We start from the raw sequence: 26,102 nt of genomic DNA, 5'->3' as shown, positions 1-26,102 counted from the left end.
CAGCTTAAAACAATTGTTTTAGGGGCTGTACTAGATAACTAGGCCAAATAGTATTTTACTAATTGTTTTAAAATAGAAATTTGAACTTTCATTTCACTGTTGTTAAAACGCCATTCGCACTCCTTCAGATACAACCCGAAATGTGCTTTAGGAATGCCGTTGAACTTACGCAAATGGCGCTTTGCCTGATTCCAAAAGTTCTCTATTCCGTTTATGTGGTTATGTTGTTCGGCAAAATGTGTGCTGTGATTGATACGGTAATGGCTGAATTCACTGGCATCAAGCACATCGTAGCTTCTATAGCAGTCGGTATAAACAATGCTGTCGGGTCGCACTTGTTCTCGAATAATCGGCAGCAATGTAACCGTTTGCGTATTGGGAACCGCTACCGTATAAACCCGGCCATTACGCTTCAAAAGCCCGAATACAATGGTTTTTCCAGCTGCACCACGTCCGCGCTTACCTTTGCGTTGACCACCAAAATAGCTTTCATCAACTTCTACCTCGCCATCAAGCATTTCTAAATGGGGGCTATTTTGGTAGATCAACAAACGAAGGCGATGGAAGTAATAAGCTGCCGTGTTTTTATTGACGCCAACTAATTGGGCGGCAATACGTGCAGTAACATTAGCAACAAAAAGCTCAATGAGTTTATTTTGTTTATACTGACTTAGACGACTTTTTCTCATAGGGGTTATTTTAAATGGTTTTGAATAACCCTAGTTATCTAGTACAGCCCCTTGTTTTATCTCCATTAAGTTATCCAAGGCTGCCTGAAAACAGGAATGCGGTTTCAGGCAGCCTTGAAAAGCACTATTGCCGCCTATTTCAAGCTAATAATCCGCCGTGCAATGCAGTTGGTAATCCATGGCGGCAAACACCGTGCCCTGCCCGTCTTCGCCGCACTGGTTGGCGTAATACAGGCTGTAGACAATGCCGCGCAGGCCGATATCGAGCTGGCGCAGCGGCACCGCCAGCCAATGATTTTGGCCATGGGCGGCCATGCAGCGGCGCAATAGAAACGCCAGCACCGGCGTGGGCATCAAGCTGAGCAGCAGCAACACGGTTTTGAGGTCGCGGATATCATCGGGGTGTGCCGGCGCCATCATTTCATCAATGTGCGCCAGCGCACCGGTGTGCGAAAAGGCAGGGAAATCACCACCCGCAGGCAGCAATACATCGCCGATGCGTTTGAGCGCACCGAGCTGGCGCGGATTAAAATACACAGAGTTGGCCATACATGCCTTCTTTCTGAGCTTGAAGTGACGCACTGGGATATAAAGTGCAGCCACTGATGCTAATCCTAAAAATAACCTTACAAAATAAAAACAGCTCGGCAGTACCATCCGCGTAGATACCATCTCTCGCATCAAGCCGCAATGGTTATTTTGGCCTGATATTCGCATTGGTGCTTCAACACACCAAAGCAAATCTGTACCAAGCGGCGCATCGCTGCGCCGATGGTCTGCATTTCCGTTTTGTTTCTGGCTTTCAGTCTGCGGTAATGCGCGTTAATATCCGGATTCCACGTTTTTGCAACCACCGCAGCCATATACAACTTAGCTCGTATGACCGAACTGCCCTGCTTGGAAAGCATGGCTTTGCCTTTGTGTTTGCCGGATTCCCGTTTTTTCGGCACCAATCCCAAATAGGCAGCCATTTGCGAGGCGGAGGTAAAATGTTTGCTATGATAGAGCGCAACCATGCGCAATGAAACCACTTCACCTACACCGGGTATGCTGCGCAGTAAAGCACGGTCTTTTTCAAATCAGGATGCCGGTCAATATGTTGTTCGATTTCCTGTGTGATGGTGCTGATCTGCTGCTTCAAATTGGTCTGCATGGTGCTGATGGACTGGCTGACCGCTTCGGGAACAGCGCTGAATCCGGCTTTCTCCATGCGGTTGTCTTCACGCTGCAGATCGCTTTGCAGCGCATCTAGACGGGCTAGTAGTGCGTTGAGCCGCTTGATGTGGGTGCAGCAGGCTGCCATTGGCGTACTTTGTGGTGCATGAGGCGGTCAATACCGGCTCTGGCCAGTGACTGGCTATCAGCCTTATCGGTTTTGTGCAAGCTGTCGTATTTGGCATAATGGGCACTGTCGGCAGGATTAAGCAGATAAACGGCGATGCCTTTGTTATGCAGATACTCTGCCAATGCTTCATGGTAAACGCCGGTGGCTTCCATGAAAATTTTGAGTAGGCTTAAGTCTTCACCGATGTTTTTATACAGCCATTCTGTCAGTTGGTTAAAGCCTTGGAGGTGGTTTGGCAATGCTTTGGTTTTGATTTTACTGCTGCCAATGTCGCGGATAAGAGCACAATCTAATTTGTTTTTGCTGATGTCGATGCCCAATACTTGGAAGTTCATCATAATCTATCCTTATTTATGCAGTGTCTTGCGGGCGCTGCCGCGCACTTGGATACCATTCAGATTGTAGGATGAGGTGTATGGCAGTGTTATCTACATTTCAGTGTCGGGCACTTGGGTCGGATACAGTTTGCTGCCATACGGGGCGGGAATAATACGCGTTTTACTCACCGCTTGAGAGATACAAGGTCGGATTCTTGAATCCGACACTGGTTCGCAGAACAAGATTTTCACATCACTTTGGCCTGATGGCCAAATGTCGGATTCAAGAATCCGACCTACGGGCTGATAAGTTGTTTTTAGGCTGCCTGAAACCCAAATGGATTGCCGAATCAAGTTTGGCAATAACGGTTTTATATTTCAGGCAGCCTTGTTGCGCCACGCCTCACGCCCCGGCGGTTTGCGCCAAGATACTGTGGGCGGCGCGGTGGGCCAGCGCCATAATCGACAAGCTGGGGTTGATGCCCGGCGCATTGGGAAACAGCGAGCCGTCGGCCACATACACCCGCGGCATGCCGTGCACCTGAAAGCCTTCGTTCACCACCGAGGTGGCGGCCTGTTGCCCCATACGGGCGCCGCCCATCAGGTGCAAACCCACGCGGATATCGGAAGCCATGGTTTCTTTGGCGCCTACGGCGGCAAAAATTTCCGCCACCACGCCGCGCCCTTTGGTGGCGTTGTCCAGATCGGCCTGCCGCAGTGATTTTGTCACCGCCAAGCGGCCTTGGCGGTTGAGGCTAATTTGCCCCGGGGTTTGGTCGCGCAGCGCCACTTCAATGCACATCATGTGGCGGTAGCGGCGCATATAGTGTTGGTGAGCCGCGCCCATTTGCCGATGATTGAGCAAGGCCATGGCCACCGGGCCGGCAAACACGTTTTCCAGCTTAAAACGGTTTTGCCGAAAGCGCGGATCCGCCGATTTAACCGCTTGAAATGCACCTTTGTGCGCATCTACCGGCTCATCCATAAAGGCGGTGCTCATCCATTGCGGGTGGCAATAAAAATGCTGTCCCAGCGCGGGCAGGCGCCGCTGCCATTGCGATTTCAACATTAATTCGGTGCTGCCCAAAGCGCCGGCAGCCAAAATGCAGTGGCGGGCATAATGGCTTTGCGGCACGCCGTTTTCATGGCCGAATACGGTAACAAAATCGGCACCGGTCACCACTTGGGCTGCCTGAAAGCCGGTGCGTACGGTCAGGCCGTGGGCTTCGGCTTCTTTAATAAAGGTCACCGCCATGCTTTGCTTGGCATCGCGTGGACAGCCGCCCAAACACATCATGCAGTCGTTGCCGTGGCCGCAATCGCCCTGGCCGCGCCGCAAAGGCTGCCATTGGTAGCCTGCCTTTTCAAACCCGGCCACATACAGTGCGGCATTGCGGTTCCAGCGGCTGCGGTCGTGGAAGGTGTGCAGCGCCAAATGGGTTTCTACGGCGTCGTAGTGGTCGGCCATGGCGGCGTTGTCGAAAAACGATACGCCGGAATCGGCTTTAAAGTCGGCCCAAGCCAAGTTGTCGAAGCGATCCAGCAATGCTTGGTTCACCACGGTGCCGCCGCCCAATACCTTGCCGCGCAGTAATACCGTGGCGGCGTCGGTGGTCATGTCGGTGCCGCCGCCCCACATTAGCTGCGCCCCCGCGCGCATTTCATCTTTGGGATAGGTGTTGCCGCTAAAGCGCTTGCCCGCCTCCAGCAGCAATACTTTGGCGCCGGCGGCGGCCAATACATAGGCCGTCACCCCGCCACCGGCGCCGGAGCCCACAATTAGGTAATCGTAAACAGGGTTCATGATAGGCTTGCTTTATATGTCTTTATATGTCTTTATATGTCTTTATATGTCTTTATATGTCTTTATATGTCTTTATATGTCTTTATATGTCTTTATATGTCTTTATATGTCTTTATATGTCTTTATATGTCTTTATATGGATGTATCCAAGTTTAACGGCTTGTATAAGGCTGCCTGAAATGCGTTCAGGCAGCCTTATACCAAGATAAAACACTTATAAAAAACACTGCCCATCGCCGCGATAAGTTTTCGCCCGCCCGGCAATAGTGCCGTTGTCCAGCAGCAGCAATTCATTAAAGCGCTCGCATAATTCTCCCGCTTTGGCGTGGCGGAACAGGGCGAAATTGTCTTGCGGCCAATCTAGGCTGCCTGAAAAACGGAACGGCGTTTGCACTTCGCCCGCGCCTTCGTTGGCCAGCAATCGGCCGCGCGGATACATCAATAAAGGCAGTTTGTCGCGCCCGCTACTGCCGGAAGCCATATAGCCGCCGCCCAAGCAGGTATACACATCCGCGCGCGGGCGGCGCACGATTTCCAGCGCAAAGCCAGCGGCGGGGCGGGGTTGGAAATCCTGATAGCCGTCAAACAAGGCCGGAGCAAACAGGCCGGAGCCGAAGGTAAGCTCGGTTACCGCAGCATCGGCCAGCGTGGAGGCCAAGCTGCCGGTGCCGCCGCCGTTGAAAAAGGCCAGCTCGACACCTGATGCTTGCAATATTTGCGTGATTTCCTGCCGCCAAGCGCGGATGTGCGGCAATGAGCGCCGTTTGAGCAGGCGCACCAAGGCGTTGTAAGCACCGTTTTTGCCGTTGTGTGCATCGGTAACACCGGCGATTTGCGCTTCATAAGTCATCACCCCGCACAACTTCAGCGCCGGGCAATCGGGCAATACCGCCAGCAGGGCACGCAAATCGGCGGCTTGACGCAGGCTGGAGCGGTATACGCCGAAATAAATCCCCGGAAACGCCACCGACACATCGATGTCCAGCGCCACCGGCAGCACCGCCCCGGCTGCGGCAGCCAAGCGGTTGAGCGCGCGCAGGTGCGCGGCGCTATCGGCCATCAGCACAATTTGCGCGCCCTGCTGCACGGCACGGCACACCGCGGTTACCCTGGTCGGCTCCAGCGTGGGATAGGCCACCAGCAAATTGTTGAAGCCAAGCCCGGCCAAATACAGCGCTTCATCGGCACTGAAACACAGCCAGCCATCCACTTGCGGATGGCCAGCCAGCGTGCGCATCAAATCGGGGCAGCGGATGGATTTGGTGGCAATGCGGATGCGTTTGTGACCGCAACGCGCCACCAAATCGGCAAAATTCTGCCGCCACGCCGCCATGTCCACAAATGCAAACGGTTTGGGCGTTTGCCGGAACACTTCGGCATATTGTTGTTCCAACCACATAAGCGCACCTTGATTTGTAGACAAAAATAAACAGCGGTAAAAAGGTAAATAAAACAAATAAGCTGGCCGCCGCAAACGCCATTATCAACCTTCTCATTATGCTGTCAATTGGCTGCCTGAAAAATCGCATTGCAGCATTAAAACGGTGTTGCACGCCTTGTCTGGCCGCCTTAAAAAGGCAGGGCACAATTTTTGCAGCAGCAGCGCTTGAAATCGCCCGCGCCATGCCCATTTAGAGGGCAAGAAAAACGCGGCATCTGCCGCAACGTGAATTCAGCAGCACCATAAACCGAATTTTAAAATATTGAATCAGGAGATTTTTATCATGGCAAAAGTCATCGGTATTGATTTGGGTACCACCAATTCCTGTCTGTCCATCTCTGAAGGCGGCCAGACCAAAGTAATCGAAAACGCCGAAGGCGCACGCACCACCCCTTCTGTGGTTGCCTATTTGGACGGCGGCGAAATTCTGGTGGGCGCACCCGCCAAGCGCCAAGCGGTTACCAACGCCAAAAACACCATTTATGCGGTAAAACGCTTGATTGGTCGCAAATTTGAAGACAAAGAAGTACAAAAAGACATCGAAACCATGCCGTTCGACATTGTGAAAGCGGCCAATGGCGATGCGTGGGTGAAAGCCCAAGGCAAAGAATTGTCGCCGCCGCAAGTGTCGGCCGAAATTCTGCGCAAAATGAAAAAAGCCGCCGAAGACTACTTGGGCGAGCCGGTTACCGAAGCGGTAATTACCGTGCCGGCCTACTTCAACGACAGCCAGCGTCAAGCCACCAAAGACGCCGGTAAAATCGCCGGCTTGGAAGTAAAACGCATCATCAACGAGCCTACTGCGGCGGCGTTGGCCTTCGGCATGGACAAAAATGCCAAAGGCGACCGCAAAATCGCCGTGTACGACTTGGGCGGCGGCACATTTGATATTTCCATTATCGAAATTGCCGATGTGGATGGCGACAAACAATTTGAAGTGTTGGCCACCAATGGCGACACCTTCTTGGGCGGCGAAGACTTCGACCAACGCTTGATTGACTACATCATTGCCGAATTCAAGAAAGACCAAGGCATCGACCTGAAACAAGACGTGATGGCCTTGCAACGCCTGAAAGAAGCCGCCGAAAAAGCCAAAATCGAATTGTCCAGCGGCCAGCAAACCGAAATCAACCTGCCCTACATCACCATGGACGCCAGCGGCCCCAAACACTTGGCGCTGAAAATCACCCGCGCCAAATTCGAGAGCTTGGTGGAAGATTTGATTGCCCGCTCCATTGAGCCGTGCCGCGTGGCGATTAAAGATGCCGGTTTGAGCGTGAACGACATCGACGACGTAATCTTGGTGGGCGGTCAAACCCGTATGCCCAAAGTGCAAGATGCGGTGAAAGATTTCTTCGGCAAAGAGCCGCGCAAAGACGTCAACCCCGACGAAGCCGTGGCTGTGGGCGCTGCCATTCAGGGCGCCGTATTGGCGGGCGACCGCAGCGACGTATTGCTGCTGGACGTAACCCCCCTGTCTTTGGGTATTGAAACCATGGGCGGTGTGATGACCAAACTCATCAACAAAAACACCACCATCCCCACCAAAGCCACGCAAACCTTCTCTACGGCCGAAGACAACCAAAACGCGGTGACCATCCATGTGTTGCAGGGCGAGCGCGAAAAAGCCTCAGCCAATAAGAGCTTGGGCCAATTTAACCTTGGCGACATCCCGCCCGCACCGCGCGGTATGCCGCAAATCGAAGTGACCTTCGACATCGACGCCAACGGTATTTTGCATGTGTCGGCCAAAGACAAAGGCACCGGCAAACAGGCCAACATCACCATCCAAGCCTCCAGCGGCTTGAGCGAAGAAGAAATCGAGCGCATGGTGAAAGATGCCGAAGCCAATGCCGAAGAAGACCGCAAACTCACCGAGCTGGTGCAAAGCCGCAACCAAGCTGAAGCACTGATTCACTCAGTGAAAAAATCGCTCACCGACTACGGCGACAAACTGGACGGCGCCGAGAAAGAAAAAATCGAAGCCGCAGTCAAAGCAGCTGAAGAAGCCGTAAAAGGCGACGACAAAGCCGCGATTGACGCCAAAGCCGAAGCCTTAGGCACCGCCAGCCAAAAACTGGGCGAAATGATGTATGCCGATGCGCAGGCCGAAGCACAACAAGCGCAAGGCGGCCAGCAAGCCGAATCCGGTAAAGCCCACAACGATGATGTGGTGGATGCCGAGTTTGAAGAAGTCAAAGACAAAAAAGACTAAAACCGGCTTAGCCATTTAGCGCTGTTTTGCCTCATCAAAAGGACACCGTAAGGTGTCCTTTTTTGGTTTTGACTGTAGCCGTGCTATACCGTTCAGGCAGCCTTAACTGAACAAATCAGTGCGTATTTTTAGTTATTAAGCAAGGAATAGATGTTATTTTGCAAAGGTCAGCGGCTGCCATACCCATATTCATCTAAACAATCATGTGCATTTGCGCTAACTTGGGTTAATCTTCGTTCTGGCTTCGCAAAAACTTTGTTTTGGTAACCCTATCCCCTTATTAGGAGCACATCATGCGTACATCCCCCAAAATACTCGCCCTGTGTTTGGCTGCGGTTTGCAGCGTCAGCAGCGTGGCCGCCCCGGTGCTGGGCACGGTCAACCATGCCCACGGTGTGGTGAGCCAGCAAAACACCAATGCGTGGCTGGAAATCGACACTCAGGCTTTTGAGCACAATATCGCCACTTTGCAACAATTATTGGGCGGCCAGTCGCAGATTTGCGCCATTATGAAGGCCGATGCCTACGGCAACGGCATTGATGTATTGATGCCCAGCGTGATTAAAATGAAAGTACCTTGCGTGGGCATTGCCAGCAATGAAGAAGCCCGCTTGGTGCGCGCCCACGGCTACAAAGGCAAAGTGGTGCGGGTGCGCACCGCCACCGCCGATGAAATCCGCGACGGCCTGCAATACGATATGGAAGAGCTGATTGGCAATCTGCAATTGGCGCAAACCGCCAGCCGCTTGGCCGCCGAACACGGCAAAACCCTGCGCTATCATTTCGCCCTGAATTCCGCCGGCATGAACCGCAACGGCCTAGACATCACCACCGACGAAGGCAAACAAACCGCGCTGGCCATCACCCGCCTACCGAATCTGCACATCACCGGCATCATGACCCATTTCCCGGTGGAAGAAGCTGCCGATGTGCGCCGTGGCTTGGCCGCCTTTAATCAAGAATCGGCTTGGCTGATCAAAAACGCCGGGCTGGATCGCAGCAAGCTCACCCTGCACACCGCCAATTCATTCTCCACCTTGGCCGTGCCCGAATCGCGGTTGGACATGGTTCGCCCCGGCGGCCTACTGTATGGCGACACCATTCCCGAGCACACCGAATACCAGAAAATCATGGCCTTCAAATCGACAGTGGCCAGCGTCAACCACTACCGCAAGGGCACCACCGTGGGCTACGACCGCACCTACACCTTAACGCGTGATTCCTATTTGGCCAACCTGCCACTGGGCTATTCCGATGGCTACCGCCGCGTGTTCACCAACAAAGGCCATGTGTTGATTCGCGGCCACAAAGTGCCAGTGGTGGGCAAAGTGTCGATGAACACCACCATGGTGGATGTCACCGACTACCCCGATATTGTGGCCGGTGACGAAGTGGTGCTCTACGGTAAACAAGGCAATGCCGAAATCAGCCAAGGCGAAATCGAAGACATCAACGGCGCCTTGCTGGCCGATTTGTATACCGTGTGGGGTAACTCCAATCCCAAACTGAAAAAACCGAACTGGCCAGCTGCACAGCCTTAAATATCTGGTCATAGAAAAGGCTGCCTGAAATGGTTTCAGGCAGCCTTTTATCAAGCCCTATTTCATACCAATTCTACAAAATAAGATAACAAGGCGGCGAGCTGAAGACAGTACAAGTAGTACGGCAAGGCGAGCCAACGCAGTTAGGTTATTTTGTAGAATTGGTATCATTTGCTTAATCATCTTGCTGAGATATATCGAGATATATAAGGAATCCCCATGTCTGTTGTTGCCATTGATGTCGACGCCCAACGTGCCTTTTCACCGCTGTGCCCGCAAGAGCTGCCGGTGGCCGAAGGCGATTTGATTGTGCCCGAGCTGAATGCCCAAGCCGCGCTGGCCGATTGGCGCGTGCTCACCCGCGATGCCCACAGCGCCCAAGCCGTGTGGGTGGTGGACACGCCTGCCGAAATGCTGCAAGCGCTGCCCTATCCGAATGCCGACCTCACGTGGGTGCGCCATGCCGAAGTGGGCAGCGAAGGCTTTTTGCCCTTGCCCGGCCTGCCCGCGCCGGAAGACTATGATTTTCTGGTGCATAAAGGGCTGGATACGCATATGCACCCTTACGGCGCCTGCTTTCACGATATGGCCGGGCGCATCAGCACCGGCCTACTCGAATGGCTGCAGGTGCGCGGTGCTGATTGTGTGATTGTGGGCGGCCTGGCCACCGACTATTGCGTGAAAGACACCGTATTGCAATTATGCGGCCACGGCCAATGGCAAGTGCTGGTGAACTTGGCCGCCTGCCGTGGCATTGCCGCGAGCACCACCGCCAGCGCTACGGCACAAATGCAGGCCGCCGGCGCTGTGCTGTTGCCCGATGCCGCGGCGGTGGCGGCATGGCTGCAAGCCCACCGCCCGTTTTAGCCCTAGCGATTTTTATTAAGGCTGCCTGAAAACGACATTTCCTTTTCAGGCAGCCTTTTTTTGCCGCAAATCCCGTTTTGTTGTTTTATTACAAACTTTGCGGCAAGTCAGAAAACGGTGGATTTTGGCTTGCACCAATGCTGAAAATTGAGAATCATGCCTATTGAATTCAAGCCAAAATAACAAGGAGCACACACATGGGCTTTAAACCTATTCCGGCCGCGGTGGCACTGGCCTTGGCACTCATTATCTGGTTTATGGTGCCGGTGCCTGAAGGCGTATCGCCGCAAGCATGGCATTTGCTGGCGATGTTTGTGGGCGTGATTGCCGCCATTATCGGCAAGGCCATGCCGATTGGGGCGCTGTCGATTATTGCCATAATGCTGGTGGCACTCACCGGCGTCACCGCCGATAAACCGGCCGATGCCATGCGCGATGCGCTGAGCAGTTTTGCCAGCCCGCTGATTTGGCTCATCGGTGTGGCCATCATGATTTCGCGCGGCTTGCTCAAAACCGGCTTGGGTGCACGTTTCGGCTATTGGTTTATCGCCGTTTGGGGCAAACGCACCTTGGGCATCGGCTACAGCTTGGCGCTTTCCGAATTGATGCTGGCGCCGGTAACGCCCAGCAATACCGCCCGTGGCGGCGGCATTATCCACCCGGTGATGAAGGCGATTGCCAGCAGCTACGATTCGGATCCGGAAAAAGGCACCCAAGGGCGCATCGGCAAATATTTGGCCTTGGTCAACTATCACAGTAATCCGATTACATCGGCCATGTTTATCACCGCCACCGCGCCCAATCCGCTGGTGGTGGACTTGATTACCAAAGCCACCAACAGCGATATCCATTTAAGCTGGGGTACTTGGGCGGTGGCCATGTTGCTGCCCGGCTTGGTGGCCATGGCTTTGATGCCGCTGGTACTGTATTTCCTCTATCCGCCGGAAATCAAGTCCACACCCAATGCGGCGGCATTTGCCAAGGCGCGGCTGCAGGAAATGGGGCCGGTAAGCCGGGGTGAAAAAATCATGCTGGCCATTTTCGCCTTATTGTTGCTGTTGTGGGCGGGCATCCCCGCCATGCTGTTGGGCGATGCGTGGGCAGTGGATGCCACCACCACTGCGTTTATCGGCTTGTCTTTGTTGCTGCTCACCGGCGTGCTGACTTGGGATGATATTTTGAAAGAAAAAAGTGCTTGGGACACGATTACTTGGTTTGCTGCCTTGGTGATGATGGCCACCTTCCTTAACAAACTTGGCTTGATTGCTTGGTTTTCCGGTGTGCTGGAAAGCAGCATTGGCAGCTTGGGCTTAAGCTGGGTGGCGGCGTGTGCCCTGCTGCTGTTGGCCTATATGTATGCGCACTATATGTTTGCCAGCACCACCGCCCACATTACCGCCATGTTTGCGGCGTTTTACGGCGCTGGGCTGGCTTTGGGTGCGCCGCCAATGTTGTTTGCGCTGCTGATGGCCGCTGCTTCCAGCCTGATGATGACCCTCACCCACTATGCCACGGGCACTTCGCCGGTGATTTTCGGCTCTGGCTACACTACTTTAGGCGAATGGTGGAAAGCCGGCTTTGTGATGAGCGTGGTGAATCTGCTGGTGTTTGTGCTGGTGGGTGGCGTGTGGTGGAAAGTATTGGGTTATTGGTAAACCCGGTTTGATTAGGCGCGGTATCAAAGCTGCCTGAAACTGTGTTTTAGCTTTGTTTTCAGGCAGCCTGAAACACCGAGCCATAAAAAACGGCAAGCATTAATTATATGCTTGCCGTTTTTTATGAATTTAAGGTGCACATCAGACAAGCCGGTAAGCCGGGTTCTGTCTTGGACAGCCATTCCTCTAGGCATGCCGTTGCCAGCATGCTCAAGCAACCTACCCGAATGCTCGGCGAGCCGCGTCAGCGCATTCTGTTTGGTCTTGCTCCGAATGGGGTTTGGCCTGCTACACGTTGTTGCCAACGGCACGGTGCGCTCTTACCGCACCATTTCACCCTTACCTGTGCCGTGTTGCCACGGCCATCGGCGGTTATGCTTTCTGTTCCACTTTCCGTCGCCTCGCGGCGCCCGGCCGTTAGCCGGCATTCTGCTCTGCGGAGCCCGGACTTTCCTCCCCGTAAACATGTTACGCGGCGGCTGTCTAGCCTGCTGATATGCGTGCCGATTATAGCATGAATCAGGCTGTTTTTTGATGACCGAAAACGGTGGTTTAACCGGTATCTCATGCGGCAATGCAGCAAAATAAAGTCATATTTAAATAAATCTATATGCTTACAACTAAATTTAAATTTAGTTAAAAATCATTATTTTATATAAAAAATTATCTTGAACTTATATTTGATTTGCATCAAATCGCGCCCTTGTTTCCCGGATGGGGCAGGTCTAAGATGAGTCCGAAATACATGATTTATCAAAACCCGTACACACCGAGTTGGCAGGTGGGGTTGGCAGCAGCATAGGTGCTGATGCATATGTAGTGCTAGAAAACATTACCCATTGTTGCTGTTTCCACTCCCTATTTACCGGGTGCTTACGCTGATTTTCCGCAATCTTGGGAATACAACGACAAGGAGCAGCATAATGTCTGAAAGTACAAGTAAGTTACGACTGGGCGCACTCACGGCGCTGGTGGTTGGCTCAATGATTGGCGGCGGTATTTTTTCCTTGCCGCAAAACATGGCGGCCGGTGCCGCAGCCGGTGCCACTTTGATTGGTTGGGCGATTACAGCGGTGGGCATGTTGATGCTCGCCTTTGTTTTTCAAACCTTGGCCAACCGCAAACCGGATTTGAACAATGGCGTTTATGCCTATGCCAAAGCCGGATTTGGTAATTATCTGGGTTTTTCTTCTGCCTGGGGCTACTGGATTAGTGCCTGGATTGGCAACGTCAGCTATTTGGTGCTGCTGTTTGGCACCCTCGGTTATTTTTTCCCCGTGTTTGGTGAGGGCAATACGCCGGTGGCGATTATTTGCGCTTCGATACTGCTATGGCTGGTGCATGGCCTGGTGTTGCGCGGTATTAAAGAGGCGGCGTTTATCAACCTGATTACCACCGTGGCGAAAATCGTGCCGCTGATTACCTTTATTGCGCTGGTGGGCGCGGCGTTCAAAATGGATATTTTCAATGCCGACTTTTGGGGCTATGGCAATCCGGATTTGGGCAGTGTGATGACCCAAGTGAAAAGCATGATGTTGGTAACGGTATGGGTGTTTATCGGTATTGAGGGTGCCAGTGTTTATTCTGCCCGTGCCGAGCGACGCAGCGATGTGGGTAAGGCCACGGTGTTGGGTTTTATCGGTGTGTTGGCGCTGTTGGTGATGGTGAATGTGCTGTCGCTGGGGGTGATGAACCAGCCTGAGCTGGCGGCCTTGAAAAACCCGTCTATGGCGCACGTGTTGGCGCATGTGGTGGGCCCTTGGGGTGCGGCGTTTATTTCCATCGGTTTGGTGATTTCTCTGGCCGGTGCCTTGCTGTCGTGGACCTTGCTGTGCGGTGAAATCCTGCACTCGGCCGCCACCGACAAAACCATGCCCGCCTTTTTGCAAAAAGAAAACAAAAACGGTGCGCCTGCCAATGCCTTGTGGGTTTCCAATGCCGCCATTCAGGCGTTTCTGGTGATTACCCTGTTTTCCAGCAGCTCGTATTTAGATCTGCTTTATTTGGCCACCTCCATGATTCTGATGCCGTATTTCTTCTCTACCGTGTATGCGGTGATGATTGCGGTGCGCAGCGAAGGCTATACGGCCAAAGACAGCGGCCAACGCTACAAAGATTTGCTGATTGGCCTGATTGCGGTGGTGTATAGCGTGTGGCTCTTGTATGCGGCCGGGGCGAAATACCTGCTGCTCTCTGCCTTGCTCTACGCGCCCGGTGCCCTGCTCTACATCAAGGCCCGCCGCGAAAACCAGCAGCCGGTGTTTACCAATCTGGAAAAAGTGTATTTGGCAGTAGCCGTGGTGGGTGCGGTGTGGGCGGCCATCGGCCTCTATACCGGCAGCCTGACTTTGTAACAAAGAACATAAAGTGATGAATAGAGGATAGTAAGCGCAACACAGTTTATTAATTGATTTTTCAGAAGGAGTTTTACCATGCAAAGCGAATACAAACTGGGTGTTTATTCTGAAGTGGGTAAATTGCGACGGGTAATGGTGTGTTCCCCTGGGCTGGCGCACACACGTCTGACGCCGGACAATTGCGATGATTTACTGTTTGACGATGTACTGTGGGTAAGCCAGGCCAAACGCGACCATTTCGACTTTGTCACCAAAATGCGCGAGCGTGATGTGGAAGTGCTGGAAATGCACAATCTGCTGGCAGAAACCGTAAGCCATCCGGAAGCGCTGAAATGGATTCTGGATCGCAAAATCACCGCCAATACCGTGGGTGTTACCGTAATGCACGAATTGCGTGCTTGGCTGGAAGGCTTGAGCCCGCGTCAGCAAGCTGAATTCCTGATTGGCGGGGTGAGTGTGAACGACCTGCCCAAAGATTTCAAACCGGATTTAAGCAAGCTTATCCGCGTATCGCACGGCAGCGTGGGCTTTGCCATTCCGCCGCTGCCCAATACCCAATTCACCCGCGACAACACCAGCTGGATTTACGGCGGCGTTACGCTCAACCCGATGTATTGGCCGGCACGCCAGCAGGAAACCCTGCTCACCACCGCCATCTACAAATTCCATCCGCTGTTTGCCAAGGAAGACATTAAAGTATGGTGGGGCGATCCGGATCAGTATTTTGCCAATGCCACACTGGAAGGCGGCGACGTATTCCCCATCGGCAACGGCGTGGTGCTGATTGGCATGGGCGAGCGTACCTCGATTCAGGCCATCACCCAAGTCGCCTTGCGTTTGTTTGCTGAAGGTGCCGCTGAGCGCGTGATTGTGGCCGCGCTGCCAAAAACCCGCTCGGCCATGCACTTGGATACCGTGTTTACCTTCTGCGACCGCGACTTGGTGAATATTTTCCCCGATGTAGTCAACCAAATCAGCTCTTTCAGCCTGCGCCCGGACGAAAGCAGCCCCAGCGGCTTGGATGTGCGCTACGAGCAAAAACGCTTTGTCGACGTGGTGGCCGATGCGTTGGGCTTGAAAGAATTGCGCGTGGTGCAAACCGGTGGCGACGACTATGCCGCCGAGCGTGAACAATGGGACGACGGCAATAATGTGTTCGCCCTTGAGCCGGGCGTGGTGGTGGGCTATGACCGCAATACCTACACCAACACCTTGCTGCGCAAAGCCGGGGTGGAAGTGATTACCATCAGTGCTTCCGAGCTTGGCCGCGGCCGCGGCGGTGGCCGTTGCATGACTTGCCCGATTATCCGCGACGCCGTTGATTATTGATTTACATCGCATTTTAGTAGGCTGCCTGAAGCGTTTCAGGCAGCCTAGGCAAAATATTATTGATATTGAAGGAGTTTCATCATGGCTTTTAACTTGCACAACCGCAGTCTGCTCAGCCTGGTTCACCACAGCCAACAAGATTTGCGCTATCTGCTCGATTTGGCGCGCGACCTAAAACGCGCCAAATACAGCGGTACCGAAAAACAGCACCTGCGCGGTAAAAACATCGCTCTGATTTTTGAAAAAACCTCCACCCGCACCCGCTGCGCTTTTGAAGTGGCCGCCTACGACCAAGGCGCCAATGTAACCTACATCGACCCGGGCTCATCCCAAATCGGCCACAAAGAAAGCATGAAAGACACCGCTCGCGTGCTTGGCCGCATGTACGATGCCATCGAATACCGCGGCTTCAAACAAGACGTGGTGCAAGAGCTCACCGACTACGCCGGCGTGCCCGTGTTCAACGGCCTCACCGACGAATACCACCCCACCCAAATGCTGGCCGACGTGCTCACCATGCGCGAACACAGCGACAAACCCTTGTACGAGATCAGCTACGCTTATCTGGGCGACGCCCGCAATAATATGGGCAACTCCCTGCTGCTGGTGGGCGCCAAATTGGGCATGGACGTGCGCATTGCCGCGCCCAAATCGCTGTGGCCGAGCGAAGAATTGGTGGCACAGTGCCGCGAATTTGCCAAAGCCAGCGGCGCACGCATCCTGCTCACCGAAGACGCACACGAAGCGGTGAAAGGCGTTGACTTTATCCACACCGATGTGTGGGTATCCATGGGCGAGCCGATCGAAGCCTGGGGCGAGCGCATCACCGCCTTGCTGCCTTACCAAGTGAATATGGCCATGATGGAAGCCAGCGGCAACCCGCGCACCAAATTCATGCATTGCCTGCCCGCCTTCCACAACAGCGAAACCAAAGTGGGCAAGCAAATCGCCGAGAAATACCCGCAGCTGGCCAATGGCATTGAAGTCACCGAAGACGTGTTTGAATCACCCTACAACATTGCCTTCGACCAAGCGGAAAACCGCATGCACACCATCAAAGCCGTGTTGGTATCGGCCTTAGGCGGCTTGTAATCGACGCGGTTTGTAATCGGCATTAAACAGGCAGCAAATATCTCGCCTGATTAAACCACATCCTCGGGCAGGCCGCCGTTGTGGCCTGCCCTGATTTTCAGCGCTGCCTGAAAATCCCCCAAACAAGGAGTTTGAAATGCGTATCGTCATTGCATTGGGCGGCAACGCCCTATTGCGGCGCGGCGAAGCCCTGAGCGCCGAAAACCAGCAGGAAAACGTGCGCCTAGCGGCGAAGCAAATGGCCAAAGTGCAGCCCGGCAACGAATTGGTGATTGCCCACGGCAACGGCCCGCAAGTGGGGCTGTTGGCCTTGCAAGGAGCGGCCTACACCGAAGTGGAAACCTATCCGCTGGACGTATTGGGCGCCCAAACCGAAGGCATGATTGGCTATATGATTGAGCAGGAAATGGGCAATCTGCTGCCGCAGGAAGTGCCGTTTGCCACCATCCTTACCCAAGTGGAAGTAGACAAAGAAGACCCGGCCTTCCAAAGCCCCAGCAAACCCATCGGCCCGGTATACAGCCACGAAGACGCCCAACGGCTGGCAAAAGAAAAAGGCTGGCATATCGCGCCAGACGGTGATAAATACCGCCGCGTGGTGCCCAGCCCGCGCCCACAGCGGATTTTTGAAATCCGGCCGGTGCAATGGCTGCTCGAGCGCGGCACCGTGGTGATTTGTGCCGGTGGCGGCGGCATTCCCACTTACTACGACCACAGCGGCCATTTGCGCGGCGTGGAAGCGGTAATCGACAAAGACCTGTGCTCGGCCTTGCTGGCAGAGCAACTACAGGCCGATTTGCTGGTGATTGCCACCGATGTGGCCGCCGCTTATATCGACTGGGGCAAACCCACCGAAAAAGCCATTGCCGCCGCCCACCCGCAGGCTTTGCGTGATTTATCGTTCCCGGCCGGCTCCATGGGGCCGAAAATCCAGGCTGCCTGCGAATTTGCCGAAAAAACCGGCAAAACTGCCGTGATTGGCGCTCTTTCCGACATCGAAGCCATTGTGCGCGGCGAAGCCGGTACCCGCGTGAGCACCGAAGTAGAAGGTGTGCACTACCGTTAAATCGCCGCCCGCCCAAAACACAATCGCCCCCGTCGGGGCGATTGTGTTTTAAATTAATGCACATCAAGCTTAGCGGTTTTCAGGCAGCATCCAAATTTTTAGTTTAATGCGCAATTTAACCTCGCTTTACGGGTTATTTTTTTCGCTATATACTGCCCTATAGTATTGGAGCCAAACCATGCCACATACACCCGCCGCCAAAAAACGTGCCATCAACCGCTTGCGCCGCATTCAAGGGCAGGCGGAGGCGTTGGCGCGGCAGATTGATAGCGGGGCGGAATGTGCCGATGTATTGCAGCAATTGGCGGCGATGCGTGGCGCGGTGAACGGGCTGATGCGCGATGTAATGGAAGACCATCTGCGTGAATCGTTCGGCCATGCCGATTGCGCTGATCCGGCACATGCGCCTTTACATCAAAGCATTGATGAGGCGATTGCATTGGTGAAATCCTATATCAAATAATGCAGGCAAGGCTGGAAAGTGTAATTAACCCTTTATTTTTATTGTTATAAATTTGGTTTTACCATAAGGCCAGCTATTCATGGCGTTGAGATAAGCGTTAACAGATTATTTAAATATAGTGGGTAGGGTATATTGGCCATAACAAGGCTGCCTGAAACCTGCTGTCATCCCTTCTTAACAGGAGCAATCGGAATGAACTACATCAAAACCCGCGCTGCGGTGGCTTGGGCGCCAAACGAGCCGCTGAAAATCGAAGAATTGGATTTAATGCCGCCGCAAAAAGGCGAGGTGTTGGTGCGCATTGTGGCCACCGGCGTGTGCCACACCGATGCCTATACTTTGTCTGGCCAAGACAGCGAAGGCGTGTTTCCCTGTGTGCTCGGCCATGAAGGTGCGGGCATTGTGGAAGCCGTGGGCGAAGGCGTTACCAGCGTGAAGCCGGGCGACCATGTGATTCCGCTCTACACCGCCGAATGCGGCGAATGCAAATTCTGTAAATCCGGCAAAACCAATTTATGCTCATCGGTGCGCGCCACCCAAGGCAAGGGGCTGATGCCGGACGGCACGGTGCGCTTTTTCAAAGACGGCCAGCCGATTTACCACTATATGGGCTGCTCCACTTTTTCCGAATACACGGTGGTGGCCGAGGTTTCGTTGGCCAAAATCCAGCCGGAAGCGGATTTAAATGAAGTATGCTTGCTTGGCTGCGGCGTGACCACCGGCATGGGTGCGGTGATGAACACCGCTAAGGTTAAACGCGGCGACACCGTGGCGGTATTCGGCTTGGGCGGCATTGGCTTGGCGGCGATTATCGGCGCGCGCATGAGCGGTGCCAGCCGCATTATCGGCATCGACACCAATCCAGCCAAATTTGCCATGGCCGAAAAACTGGGCGCCACCGACTGCATCAACCCCAAAGATTATGATAAGCCGATTCAAGAGGTGATTGTGGAGCTTACCGATGGTGGCGTGGATTATTCGTTTGAATGCATTGGCAATGTGGAAGTGATGCGTGCGGCGCTGGAATGCTGCCACAAAGGCTGGGGCGAGAGCGTGATTATCGGCGTGGCACCGGCAGGTGCCGAAATCAGCACCCGCCCCTTCCAATTGGTGACCGGGCGCGTGTGGCGCGGCTCGGCCTTTGGCGGTGTGAAAGGGCGCAGCGAATTGCCGGGCATTATCCAGCAATACATGAACGGCGAATTTGCGCTCAGCGACTTTATCACCCACACCATGCCGCTGGACGAAATCAACCATGCGTTTGAGCTGATGCACGAAGGCAAGTCAATTCGCAGTGTGATTCATTATTAACTGAAGGATGCAAGTGCGGCCACTGATGAACTATAGTGAAATACAAGAAAAACTGATACAAAAGCAGTAAATTTCAAATCGTTCGTGCGTAGGGTGTGCGGCGTAGCCACGTACACAGAAACCATCTAAACCGCGTGCGTGGCCTTGCCACACACCCTACGTCAACTTGTATCAGTTTTTATATATTCCACTATATATAATATAGCAAAATATAGCAAAGAAACTCATACCAATTCTCTGAATTAACATACAATAGACCAAGCCCTAAGGGTAATCGACCGAATCAATTCAAGCTGTACACGCAACCGATTCCAAGCCACACAAGCAGCATCTACAATCGCATCATAACCATCAAAGCATCGGTTCGGTAAATCATGCTGCTTTAAATACTGCCATATCTGTTCAGACGGATTCAATTCCGGTGAATACGGCGGCAGTTTCAGCATCGTCACGTTATGTAGGTTTAAATCGGCTTGATGCCATAAAGCGCCATCCATAACAACCACTGCATGACGACCCTCCGGTACTTCCTTGCTGATATGCTGCATATGTAGCTGCATGGCTTGCTTATTTACATACGGCAATACCAAACCCACACTGTTGCCGCTTGAGGGGCAGAATGCCCCAAATAAGTAGGCAGACTCAAATTGCTGTTGGCGTACGACCCTCGGCCTTTGGCCGCAATAGTGCCAAACCCGGGTGATGGATCCTTGCTGGCCGATACGGGTTTCATCTTGAAACCAGATGTCTACGTCAGACAGCTCAATGTGTTCAGGCAGCACTGTCCGAACATGGTTTACGAAGTTTTTTTAAAATCATCCATTGCCTGCTGATCCGCTTTGGGATGTCGGCTGCGGGCAGATACCCAGCTGATGCCGATGCGGGACAATAAGCCGTAAATGCCTTTCGGTGTATAGTCGGTATTAAAGTCTTCCTTGGCAATACGGGCAATATCAACAGCAGTCAGCCTGCCGCCGCCCCTTTGCTGTTGTTGTTCTACAATGGCTTGCTTAAAGGCTTCGATGTCTTTTTCGGCCAACAGGCTTTTGCGGCCTCTGCCGGGTTTGTCGTAGATGCTGTCCAGCCCATACAGCCAATAGTGCTTTCTGATGACGCTGATGCTTTGTTGATGATAGCCGAAGGTTTGTGCAATGCTGTCTAAGCTGTGACTCAAGCTTAGTTGATGCAGCATCAACAATTTGATCCGCGCTCTCGGATTTGACTCTGTTTTGGACAGTTTCAAAAAATCATGATCAGTCAGCTGGTGTTTGTGGGGCGTTAGTTTGGGCATGGTGGTGTTTGGGGAGTTTGGGCTTGGGTTCTATTGTATTGTATTTTTTAGAATTGGTATCAGTACAAATCAAAAGCGGTGTTTAGGTGTTTAATGGTCGCGTAACAATGTCTCTGCGGTTGAATATATTTTACATAAATGATAACTATTATCAATAATAAGTAATGTCATTTAATGTTGTGTTGATTATACATTTGTTTTTATTGTTTATTTTATCAGTGCTGGATTGCATTGTTCGTATTTAATGAGCAGATCAGAATGGGTGCCCGCCCGGTTTTGTGGGCAGGCACCGGGGCTTATCGGTATAATTGCCGTGGCTTACTCTTTATTTCATTTCACTTCCGCCACTCAGGCGTACCGCACGGGTTTTCATGCACACACATTCTCTTGTTGAACACGAATTGCTTAGCGCTAACCAGCTTAAGCCAGCCGATTTTGCCCATGCTTTGGCGCTGATTGGCCGCCACGATGTGGATTATGCCGATATCTATTGCCAGCGTACGGCCTACGAAAGCTGGCATCTGGAAGAAGGCATGGTGAAATCAGGCAGCTTCCAGATTGACCAAGGCGTGGGTGTGCGTGCGGTAAGTGGCGACAAAACCGCCTTTGCCTATGCCGACAATTTAACCGCCAGCGCACTTAACGAAGCGGCCGCAGCCGTGCGTGCCATTGGCCAAGCCGGGCAAGCGCGCCATGTGGCGGTGGCGCCCGCAGCCACTGCCATGCCGTTGTATGTGGCGGAAAATCCGATTGCCAGCCTGGATGCCGCCGCCAAAGTGGCCTTGCTGCAAAAGCTGGAAGCGCAAGCGCGTGCAGCGGATCCGCGTGTGGTGCAGGTGATGGCCGGCTTGGTGTGCGAGCACGATTTGATTTATCTGGCGCGCCTAGACGGGCGCAGCCATGCCGATGTGCGCCCGTTGGTGCGTTTGTCGCTCACGGTGATTGCCCAGCAAGGTGGGCGTCGCGAGCAGGGCAGTGCCGGTGGTGGCGGGCGTTTTGATTTGGCTTATTTTGACGAAGCCTGTTTGCAGGCTTATGTGGATACCGCGGTGAAGCAGGCGCTCACCAATCTGGAAGCCCGCCCGGCACCGGCCGGCGCGATGACGGTGGTGCTGGGCAACGGCTGGCCGGGCGTATTGCTGCATGAAGCGGTGGGCCACGGCTTGGAAGGTGATTTCAACCGCAAAGGCACCAGCGCTTTTGCCGGGCGCTTGGGGCAGCGCGTGGCTGCCAAAGGCGTTACCGTGGTGGATCAAGGCAATATCGAAGCGCGGCGCGGCTCGCTGAGCATCGACGACGAAGGCAATGCCACCGGCCGCACCGTGCTGATTGAAGACGGCATCCTCACCGGCTACCTGCAAGACGAAACTAATGCACGGCTAATGGGTGTGCCGGTTACCGGTAATGGACGGCGCGAAAGCTATTCGGCCACCCCAATGCCGCGCATGACCAATACCTTTATGGAAAGCGGCGGCTTACCGGCGGCAGAAATCATCGCCTCGATTGATAAAGGGCTGTATGCGGTGAATTTCGGCGGCGGCCAAGTGGACATCACCAGCGGCAAATTCGTGTTCAGCGCCTCCGAAGCCTGGTGGGTGGAAAACGGCCGCCTGCAATATCCGGTGAAAGGCGCCACCATTGTGGGCAACGGCCCTGAAGTGCTCAAACACGTGAGCATGATCGGCAACGATATGGCGCTGGATACCGGCATCGGCGTGTGCGGCAAAGACGGCCAAAGCGTGCCGGTGGGTGTGGGCCAGCCCACTTTGCGCATTGATGCCGGGTTAACTGTTGGCGGCAGCCAAAGTTAAGCGCAGTGCATAAAGCGGGCCATGTTGGCGTGGGCTGCCTGAACCGCGTTTGGGTGCAAACAATGCTTTTTTAAATAACAAATCAGCCAGCTTAAGCCCTAGCCAGCCCATCTTTTTTGTAAAAATAAGTAAGCAAAACGGCGAGTATTGCGCTTAAAAAGGCAAACAATAATTCTTTTCGCTTTAAGCACTTCTTTTCACGGCATATTCTATACGGTTGTATTTTACGAGGCCGGGTGTTGATGATAATTATTTGTATTTTAAATTGATTTTTTTGAATTTGTCCCGGCTGCTTGCTACAATCCCCCATCTGCTGCGGTATTTGTGCCGCTGTTTTATCCTGCATCACGCATCTTAAGGAGCGCACCATGGAAGGCAAAAAAACCGTTCTGGCTTGTATGAATTCACTCTTGGCCGGAGAGTTGGCCGCACGCGACCAATATTTTATCCACTCGCGCATGTACGCCGAATGGGGCTACACCAAGCTCTACGAACGCATCGCCCACGAAATGGAAGACGAAACCGGCCATGCCGATCAGTTTATCCGCCGCATTCTGATGCTGGGTGGCACGCCGGTGGTGGTGCCCGAAGCCATTAACGTGGGCAAAGATGTGGTGGCAATGCTGAAGGCGGATTTGGCGGTGGAATTGTCGGTGCGCCAACACCTGAAAGACGCCATCGCCCTGTGCGAAAAAGAGCAAGACTACGTTACCCGCCTGTTTTTGGTGGAGCAGCTGAAAGACACCGAAGAAGACCATGCTCACTGGCTGGAACAGCAATTGCGCTTGATTGATGCCATGGGCTTGCAAAACTACCTGCAAAGCCAAGCTTAATCGGCCTTTTTATCAGGAGAAACCTTATGCAAGGCGACCGCAAAGTTATCCAGGCCTTAAACAAAAACCTCGGCCTGCTGCTGATTAGCATCAATCAGTATTTTCTGCATGCCCGCATTTTGAAAAATTGGGGTTTTGCCGAATTGGGCGAGCCGATATACAAGCAATCCATCCGCGAAATGAAAAGCGCCGATGCCTTGATTGAACGCATTTTGCTGCTGGAAGGGCTGCCTAATTTACAGGAATACGGCAAGGTGCTGGTGGGTGAAAACGTGCCCGAAATCATCGGCTGCGACCTCCAGTGCGAACAAGCCAAACATGCGGCCTTGGTGGCCGCCATTGAGATTTGCGAGCAGCAGCAGGATTACGTTTCCCGCGCTTTGTTGGAGCAGCAAAAACACGAAAATGAAGAGCATTGGGATTGGCTGGAAACCCAGCAAGAATTGATTGCGGATATGGGGCTGCCCAACTATCTGCAAAGCGCCGCGCAAGAGGATTAAGCACGGCTTTAAATTTCCGCTGTATACAGGCAAAAGCACACCTTTAAGGGTGTGCTTTTTTTACAGCCATTGCTTTTTCAGGCAGCCTGAAAGCGTCATCTAAAGTTCACTGCATGGTCATGTTTTTGTCACCCCCCGCCCCTTATAGTGCATTGGTGCAATGCCGCAATTATCAAAATCGCCATATTGCAAAGGGAGAAACCACCATGAAACCCCGTGCCTTACTCACCTTGGACGCCACCGATGCGCGTCTGTTTTTCTGGTTTACCGCCCACAGCCATAAGAAAACCGTGGCTTTATTAAGCCGGGCCATTTCCCACTGCGGCGACGGGCCTTTATATGCCTTAATCGGCATGGGCGTGTGGTATTGGGAAAGCGTGGCCGGTGCCGCGTTTTTTTATGCCGGTTTGTTGGCTTATGCCATTGAGTTGCCACTGTATTTGTTGCTAAAAAACGCCATCCGTCGCCACCGTCCCTGCCACGGCATCACCGGGGTGGCCGCCTTGATAGAGCCATCGGATAAATTCAGTTTTCCCTCCGGCCACACCGCCGCTGCCTTTGTGTTTGCGGCGGTGCTGGCGGCTTTTTATCCGCTGCTGGCCTTGCCGGCTTTTGTATTGGCCACACTTATCGGGCTTTCCCGTGTGATGTTGGGGGTGCATTATCCGGGTGATATTGTGGCCGGGGCGGTGTTGGGTTTGCTCAGTGCGGCTGTTGCACTGCAATGGCTGGGGGTGTAGGCAATGCGTATTTTGTATGGGGTGCAGGGCACCGGCAACGGCCACATTACCCGCGCCCGCGTGATGTTACCCGCTTTGCAGGCCTTGGGCTGCACGGTGGATTTTGTGTTTAGCGGGCGGGCACGCGATGCTTATTTCGATATGGTGCCGTTTGGCCGCTACCGCTGCTTTAAAGGCTTTACCTTTGCCAACCGCCAAGGGGCAGTACAATGGGGGCAAACCCTGTGGCAAGCGGATATGGCCGCTTTTTATCGCGATGTGCAGGCGCTGAATGTGCGCGATTACGATTTGGTGCTCACCGATTTTGAGCCGGTAAGCGCTTGGGCGGCCAAGCGCCAAGGCGTGCCGGCGGTGGGGCTGGCGCATCAATATGCCTTACGCCACCGCATCCCCGGCACCGCCCGCGCGCCATGGCTGGGGCTGTGCTTGCACACTTTTGCGCCTGCGCCGGTACAACTGGGTGTGCATTGGGCCGATTTTGATGCGCCGATTCTGCCGCCGCTGATTGCCGCCAGCCACCACACCGCCACCACCGATGAAGGTTTTGTGTTGGTGTATCTGCCGTTTGAAAACCCGGATTTTATCCGCCATTGGCTCAAGCAATTGCCGCAGCAGCGTTTTGTGGTTTACGCCGCCGTGCGCCAAACCGTAACAGACAAAAACCTCACCATCAAGCCGCTGAACCGCACCACCTTCCCAGTAGATTTGGCCGCGTGCAGCGGTGTGGTGTGCAATAGCGGCTTTGGGCTGTGCAGCGAGGCGATGGTGTTGGGCAAAAAAATCCTCACCCGGCCGCAGCGGCGGCAAATCGAGCAAGGGTCGAATGCGCAGATTTTGCAGCAGCTTGGGCGCGCCACGGTGATGAAGCAGTTTGACCATGCGGTGTTAAAGCCATGGCTGGCGCAAGCGGCACCGCCCAAAGCCGAGTTCCCGGATGTGGCCACCGCGGTGGCGCAGTGGCTGGTGGCAGGCCGCCATCACAACAGCCATGCCTTGGTGGCCGATTTATGGCAACAAAGCCGCCATGTGGCGCTGGCGGATACCGAGCCTGCGGCGGTGATACAGAACTGGGTGTGATTGGGTTGAATCGATTTTGATGTCCATCCAATCAAAATAGGCTGCCTGAAAGTAATGTCTTTCAGGCAGCCTTATTCATAATTAATAGACTGAAGTTACGCACCCGCCTATCTAAGGCTACCTAAAATGTAACACTGCCATTGCCGAACTGGATTCGGCAATCCATTGGCAAACTAAAGTAAAACGAAGCGGATTATTTTAAAAGTGCTGTTTTTTTATACATGTTCTTATTGTTTTACTTTGCGCTTTCTGGCCGCGCGGCCACTTACTTTCTTTGCTTCGCCAAATAAAGTAAGCAAAGAAAGGCGACCCCGGTTGCAGGTTTGGCTGCGCCAAACTTCCCTCACTGCACATGCTT

At 53.5% G+C, this 26,102-nt stretch carries 25 protein-coding genes and 1 other RNA gene; 15 read left to right on the top strand and 11 right to left on the bottom strand.

All coding sequences use genetic code 11. The features are described 5' to 3' along the window. Positions 1-38: 38 nt before the first annotated feature. The 7 genes from JQU52_RS02970 to JQU52_RS02940 form a co-directional block, all read right to left on the bottom strand. Positions 39-689 (bottom strand): IS1595 family transposase, encoded by a 651-nt coding sequence (locus tag JQU52_RS02970; protein WP_230339676.1) that lies wholly within the window; start codon positions 687-689, stop codon positions 39-41. Between the two features lie 144 nt (positions 690-833). After that, positions 834-1,238: a hypothetical protein gene (locus tag JQU52_RS02965; protein WP_230339675.1), complete on the bottom strand. Its 405-nt coding sequence runs from the start codon at positions 1,236-1,238 to the stop codon at positions 834-836. A 131-nt stretch (positions 1,239-1,369) separates the two neighbouring features. Further along, positions 1,370-1,705, bottom strand: coding sequence for a transposase (locus tag JQU52_RS02960; RefSeq protein ID WP_230339674.1), 336 nt, complete (start codon positions 1,703-1,705; stop codon positions 1,370-1,372). 20 nt (positions 1,706-1,725) lie between these two features. Continuing rightward, positions 1,726-1,992, bottom strand: coding sequence for a hypothetical protein (locus JQU52_RS02955; RefSeq protein WP_230339540.1), 267 nt, complete (start codon positions 1,990-1,992; stop codon positions 1,726-1,728). Beyond that, a complete protein-coding gene (locus JQU52_RS02950; RefSeq protein ID WP_230338025.1) occupies positions 1,947-2,372 on the bottom strand; it encodes an IS110 family transposase in 426 nt (141 codons plus the stop codon). Before JQU52_RS02950 ends, JQU52_RS02955 begins: the two co-directional genes overlap by 46 nt. Before the next feature lie 382 nt (positions 2,373-2,754). After that, on the bottom strand, positions 2,755-4,155 hold the full coding sequence (locus JQU52_RS02945) for a GMC family oxidoreductase N-terminal domain-containing protein (protein ID WP_230339673.1): 1,401 nt from the start codon (positions 4,153-4,155) through the stop codon (positions 2,755-2,757). A gap of 214 nt (positions 4,156-4,369) precedes the next feature. Beyond that, positions 4,370-5,554 carry an alanine racemase gene (locus JQU52_RS02940; RefSeq protein ID WP_230339672.1) on the bottom strand — a complete coding sequence of 395 codons (1,185 nt, stop codon included), beginning with the start codon at positions 5,552-5,554 and terminating at the stop codon, positions 4,370-4,372. 325 nt (positions 5,555-5,879) lie between these two features. Here JQU52_RS02940 and dnaK point away from each other — a divergent pair, with 325 nt between their 5' ends. The 4 genes from dnaK (at position 5,880) to JQU52_RS02920 (ending at position 11,874) form a co-directional block, all read left to right on the top strand. Next, positions 5,880-7,811: a molecular chaperone DnaK gene (gene dnaK, locus JQU52_RS02935; protein ID WP_230339671.1), complete on the top strand. Its 1,932-nt coding sequence runs from the start codon at positions 5,880-5,882 to the stop codon at positions 7,809-7,811. A gap of 293 nt (positions 7,812-8,104) precedes the next feature. Then, positions 8,105-9,352 (top strand): alanine racemase, encoded by a 1,248-nt coding sequence (alr, locus tag JQU52_RS02930; protein ID WP_230339670.1) that lies wholly within the window; start codon positions 8,105-8,107, stop codon positions 9,350-9,352. 219 nt (positions 9,353-9,571) lie between these two features. After that, positions 9,572-10,219 carry an isochorismatase family protein gene (locus tag JQU52_RS02925; protein ID WP_230339669.1) on the top strand — a complete coding sequence of 216 codons (648 nt, stop codon included), beginning with the start codon at positions 9,572-9,574 and terminating at the stop codon, positions 10,217-10,219. Positions 10,220-10,416: 197 nt separating this feature from the next. Then, on the top strand, positions 10,417-11,874 hold the full coding sequence (locus JQU52_RS02920) for a DASS family sodium-coupled anion symporter (protein ID WP_230339668.1): 1,458 nt from the start codon (positions 10,417-10,419) through the stop codon (positions 11,872-11,874). 137 nt (positions 11,875-12,011) lie between these two features. Here the strand turns inward: JQU52_RS02920 and rnpB are convergent. Then, positions 12,012-12,369: RNase P RNA component class A (gene rnpB, locus JQU52_RS02915), an RNA gene on the bottom strand. A gap of 428 nt (positions 12,370-12,797) precedes the next feature. Between rnpB and arcD the strand changes: the two genes are divergently transcribed. The 6 genes from arcD (at position 12,798) to JQU52_RS02885 (ending at position 19,492) form a co-directional block, all read left to right on the top strand. Continuing rightward, positions 12,798-14,228 (top strand): arginine-ornithine antiporter, encoded by a 1,431-nt coding sequence (gene arcD / locus JQU52_RS02910; protein WP_230339667.1) that lies wholly within the window; start codon positions 12,798-12,800, stop codon positions 14,226-14,228. A 78-nt stretch (positions 14,229-14,306) separates the two neighbouring features. Then, complete coding sequence (gene arcA / locus JQU52_RS02905; protein WP_230339666.1) at positions 14,307-15,560, top strand: arginine deiminase; 1,254 nt, start codon at positions 14,307-14,309, stop codon at positions 15,558-15,560. Between the two features lie 81 nt (positions 15,561-15,641). Continuing rightward, positions 15,642-16,652, top strand: coding sequence for an ornithine carbamoyltransferase (locus tag JQU52_RS02900; protein WP_230339665.1), 1,011 nt, complete (start codon positions 15,642-15,644; stop codon positions 16,650-16,652). 136 nt (positions 16,653-16,788) lie between these two features. Beyond that, positions 16,789-17,718 carry a carbamate kinase gene (gene arcC / locus JQU52_RS02895; RefSeq protein ID WP_230339664.1) on the top strand — a complete coding sequence of 310 codons (930 nt, stop codon included), beginning with the start codon at positions 16,789-16,791 and terminating at the stop codon, positions 17,716-17,718. 178 nt (positions 17,719-17,896) lie between these two features. Beyond that, positions 17,897-18,181 carry a metal/formaldehyde-sensitive transcriptional repressor gene (locus JQU52_RS02890; RefSeq protein ID WP_230339663.1) on the top strand — a complete coding sequence of 95 codons (285 nt, stop codon included), beginning with the start codon at positions 17,897-17,899 and terminating at the stop codon, positions 18,179-18,181. A 192-nt stretch (positions 18,182-18,373) separates the two neighbouring features. Next, a complete protein-coding gene (locus JQU52_RS02885; RefSeq protein WP_230339662.1) occupies positions 18,374-19,492 on the top strand; it encodes an S-(hydroxymethyl)glutathione dehydrogenase/class III alcohol dehydrogenase in 1,119 nt (372 codons plus the stop codon). A 242-nt stretch (positions 19,493-19,734) separates the two neighbouring features. Here the strand turns inward: JQU52_RS02885 and JQU52_RS02880 are convergent, their stop codons facing one another. After that, the gene (locus JQU52_RS02880) at positions 19,735-20,274 is read right to left on the bottom strand and encodes an IS630 family transposase (RefSeq protein ID WP_230339661.1); all 540 of its coding nucleotides are present in this window, start codon (positions 20,272-20,274) and stop codon (positions 19,735-19,737) included. Between the two features lie 14 nt (positions 20,275-20,288). Next, positions 20,289-20,783, bottom strand: a complete 495-nt coding sequence (locus tag JQU52_RS02875; protein ID WP_230339660.1) for a winged helix-turn-helix domain-containing protein — start codon at positions 20,781-20,783, stop codon at positions 20,289-20,291. A gap of 371 nt (positions 20,784-21,154) precedes the next feature. On the opposite strand from JQU52_RS02875, the gene tldD reads away from it, so the two are divergent. Beyond that, the gene (tldD, locus tag JQU52_RS02870; RefSeq protein ID WP_230339659.1) at positions 21,155-22,594 is read left to right on the top strand and encodes a metalloprotease TldD; all 1,440 of its coding nucleotides are present in this window, start codon (positions 21,155-21,157) and stop codon (positions 22,592-22,594) included. A gap of 91 nt (positions 22,595-22,685) precedes the next feature. Here the strand turns inward: tldD and JQU52_RS02865 are convergent, their stop codons facing one another. Beyond that, positions 22,686-22,940 carry a hypothetical protein gene (locus JQU52_RS02865; RefSeq protein WP_230339658.1) on the bottom strand — a complete coding sequence of 85 codons (255 nt, stop codon included), beginning with the start codon at positions 22,938-22,940 and terminating at the stop codon, positions 22,686-22,688. 22 nt (positions 22,941-22,962) lie between these two features. On the opposite strand from JQU52_RS02865, the gene bfr (JQU52_RS02860) reads away from it, so the two are divergent. The 4 genes from bfr (JQU52_RS02860) to JQU52_RS02845 all read left to right on the top strand — a co-directional run bounded on the left by bfr (JQU52_RS02860) (position 22,963) and on the right by JQU52_RS02845 (position 25,744). Continuing rightward, complete coding sequence (gene bfr, locus JQU52_RS02860) at positions 22,963-23,427, top strand: bacterioferritin (RefSeq protein WP_230339657.1); 465 nt, start codon at positions 22,963-22,965, stop codon at positions 23,425-23,427. Positions 23,428-23,453: 26 nt separating this feature from the next. Then, positions 23,454-23,927, top strand: coding sequence for a bacterioferritin (bfr, locus tag JQU52_RS02855; RefSeq protein WP_230339656.1), 474 nt, complete (start codon positions 23,454-23,456; stop codon positions 23,925-23,927). A 206-nt stretch (positions 23,928-24,133) separates the two neighbouring features. Then, on the top strand, positions 24,134-24,667 hold the full coding sequence (locus tag JQU52_RS02850) for a phosphatase PAP2 family protein (RefSeq protein ID WP_230339655.1): 534 nt from the start codon (positions 24,134-24,136) through the stop codon (positions 24,665-24,667). A 3-nt stretch (positions 24,668-24,670) separates the two neighbouring features. Further along, positions 24,671-25,744 (top strand): MJ1255/VC2487 family glycosyltransferase, encoded by a 1,074-nt coding sequence (locus JQU52_RS02845; protein WP_230339654.1) that lies wholly within the window; start codon positions 24,671-24,673, stop codon positions 25,742-25,744. Positions 25,745-26,102: the final 358 nt, after the last annotated feature.

It is taken from the genome of Paralysiella testudinis (genome assembly GCF_016894345.1).
GTDB classification, from domain to species: domain Bacteria; phylum Pseudomonadota; class Gammaproteobacteria; order Burkholderiales; family Neisseriaceae; genus Paralysiella; species Paralysiella testudinis.
The sequence above is the reverse complement of the archived record's forward strand: the minus strand, read 5'-3'. Positions and strand labels throughout refer to the sequence as shown.

Coding starts and splice junctions, on each gene's coding strand:
- JQU52_RS02970 (WP_230339676.1), bottom strand. CDS start 689: ATGAGAAAAAGTCGTCTAAGTCAGTATAAACAAAATAAACTCATTGAG.
- JQU52_RS02965 (WP_230339675.1), bottom strand. CDS start 1,238: ATGGCCAACTCTGTGTATTTTAATCCGCGCCAGCTCGGTGCGCTCAAA.
- JQU52_RS02960 (WP_230339674.1), bottom strand. CDS start 1,705: ATGGTTGCGCTCTATCATAGCAAACATTTTACCTCCGCCTCGCAAATG.
- JQU52_RS02955 (WP_230339540.1), bottom strand. CDS start 1,992: ATGGCAGCCTGCTGCACCCACATCAAGCGGCTCAACGCACTACTAGCC.
- JQU52_RS02950 (WP_230338025.1), bottom strand. CDS start 2,372: ATGATGAACTTCCAAGTATTGGGCATCGACATCAGCAAAAACAAATTA.
- JQU52_RS02945 (WP_230339673.1), bottom strand. CDS start 4,155: ATGAACCCTGTTTACGATTACCTAATTGTGGGCTCCGGCGCCGGTGGC.
- JQU52_RS02940 (WP_230339672.1), bottom strand. CDS start 5,554: ATGTGGTTGGAACAACAATATGCCGAAGTGTTCCGGCAAACGCCCAAA.
- dnaK (WP_230339671.1), top strand. CDS start 5,880: ATGGCAAAAGTCATCGGTATTGATTTGGGTACCACCAATTCCTGTCTG.
- alr (WP_230339670.1), top strand. CDS start 8,105: ATGCGTACATCCCCCAAAATACTCGCCCTGTGTTTGGCTGCGGTTTGC.
- JQU52_RS02925 (WP_230339669.1), top strand. CDS start 9,572: ATGTCTGTTGTTGCCATTGATGTCGACGCCCAACGTGCCTTTTCACCG.
- JQU52_RS02920 (WP_230339668.1), top strand. CDS start 10,417: ATGGGCTTTAAACCTATTCCGGCCGCGGTGGCACTGGCCTTGGCACTC.
- arcD (WP_230339667.1), top strand. CDS start 12,798: ATGTCTGAAAGTACAAGTAAGTTACGACTGGGCGCACTCACGGCGCTG.
- arcA (WP_230339666.1), top strand. CDS start 14,307: ATGCAAAGCGAATACAAACTGGGTGTTTATTCTGAAGTGGGTAAATTG.
- JQU52_RS02900 (WP_230339665.1), top strand. CDS start 15,642: ATGGCTTTTAACTTGCACAACCGCAGTCTGCTCAGCCTGGTTCACCAC.
- arcC (WP_230339664.1), top strand. CDS start 16,789: ATGCGTATCGTCATTGCATTGGGCGGCAACGCCCTATTGCGGCGCGGC.
- JQU52_RS02890 (WP_230339663.1), top strand. CDS start 17,897: ATGCCACATACACCCGCCGCCAAAAAACGTGCCATCAACCGCTTGCGC.
- JQU52_RS02885 (WP_230339662.1), top strand. CDS start 18,374: ATGAACTACATCAAAACCCGCGCTGCGGTGGCTTGGGCGCCAAACGAG.
- JQU52_RS02875 (WP_230339660.1), bottom strand. CDS start 20,783: ATGCCCAAACTAACGCCCCACAAACACCAGCTGACTGATCATGATTTT.
- tldD (WP_230339659.1), top strand. CDS start 21,155: ATGCACACACATTCTCTTGTTGAACACGAATTGCTTAGCGCTAACCAG.
- JQU52_RS02865 (WP_230339658.1), bottom strand. CDS start 22,940: ATGCAGGATAAAACAGCGGCACAAATACCGCAGCAGATGGGGGATTGT.
- bfr (WP_230339657.1), top strand. CDS start 22,963: ATGGAAGGCAAAAAAACCGTTCTGGCTTGTATGAATTCACTCTTGGCC.
- bfr (WP_230339656.1), top strand. CDS start 23,454: ATGCAAGGCGACCGCAAAGTTATCCAGGCCTTAAACAAAAACCTCGGC.
- JQU52_RS02850 (WP_230339655.1), top strand. CDS start 24,134: ATGAAACCCCGTGCCTTACTCACCTTGGACGCCACCGATGCGCGTCTG.
- JQU52_RS02845 (WP_230339654.1), top strand. CDS start 24,671: ATGCGTATTTTGTATGGGGTGCAGGGCACCGGCAACGGCCACATTACC.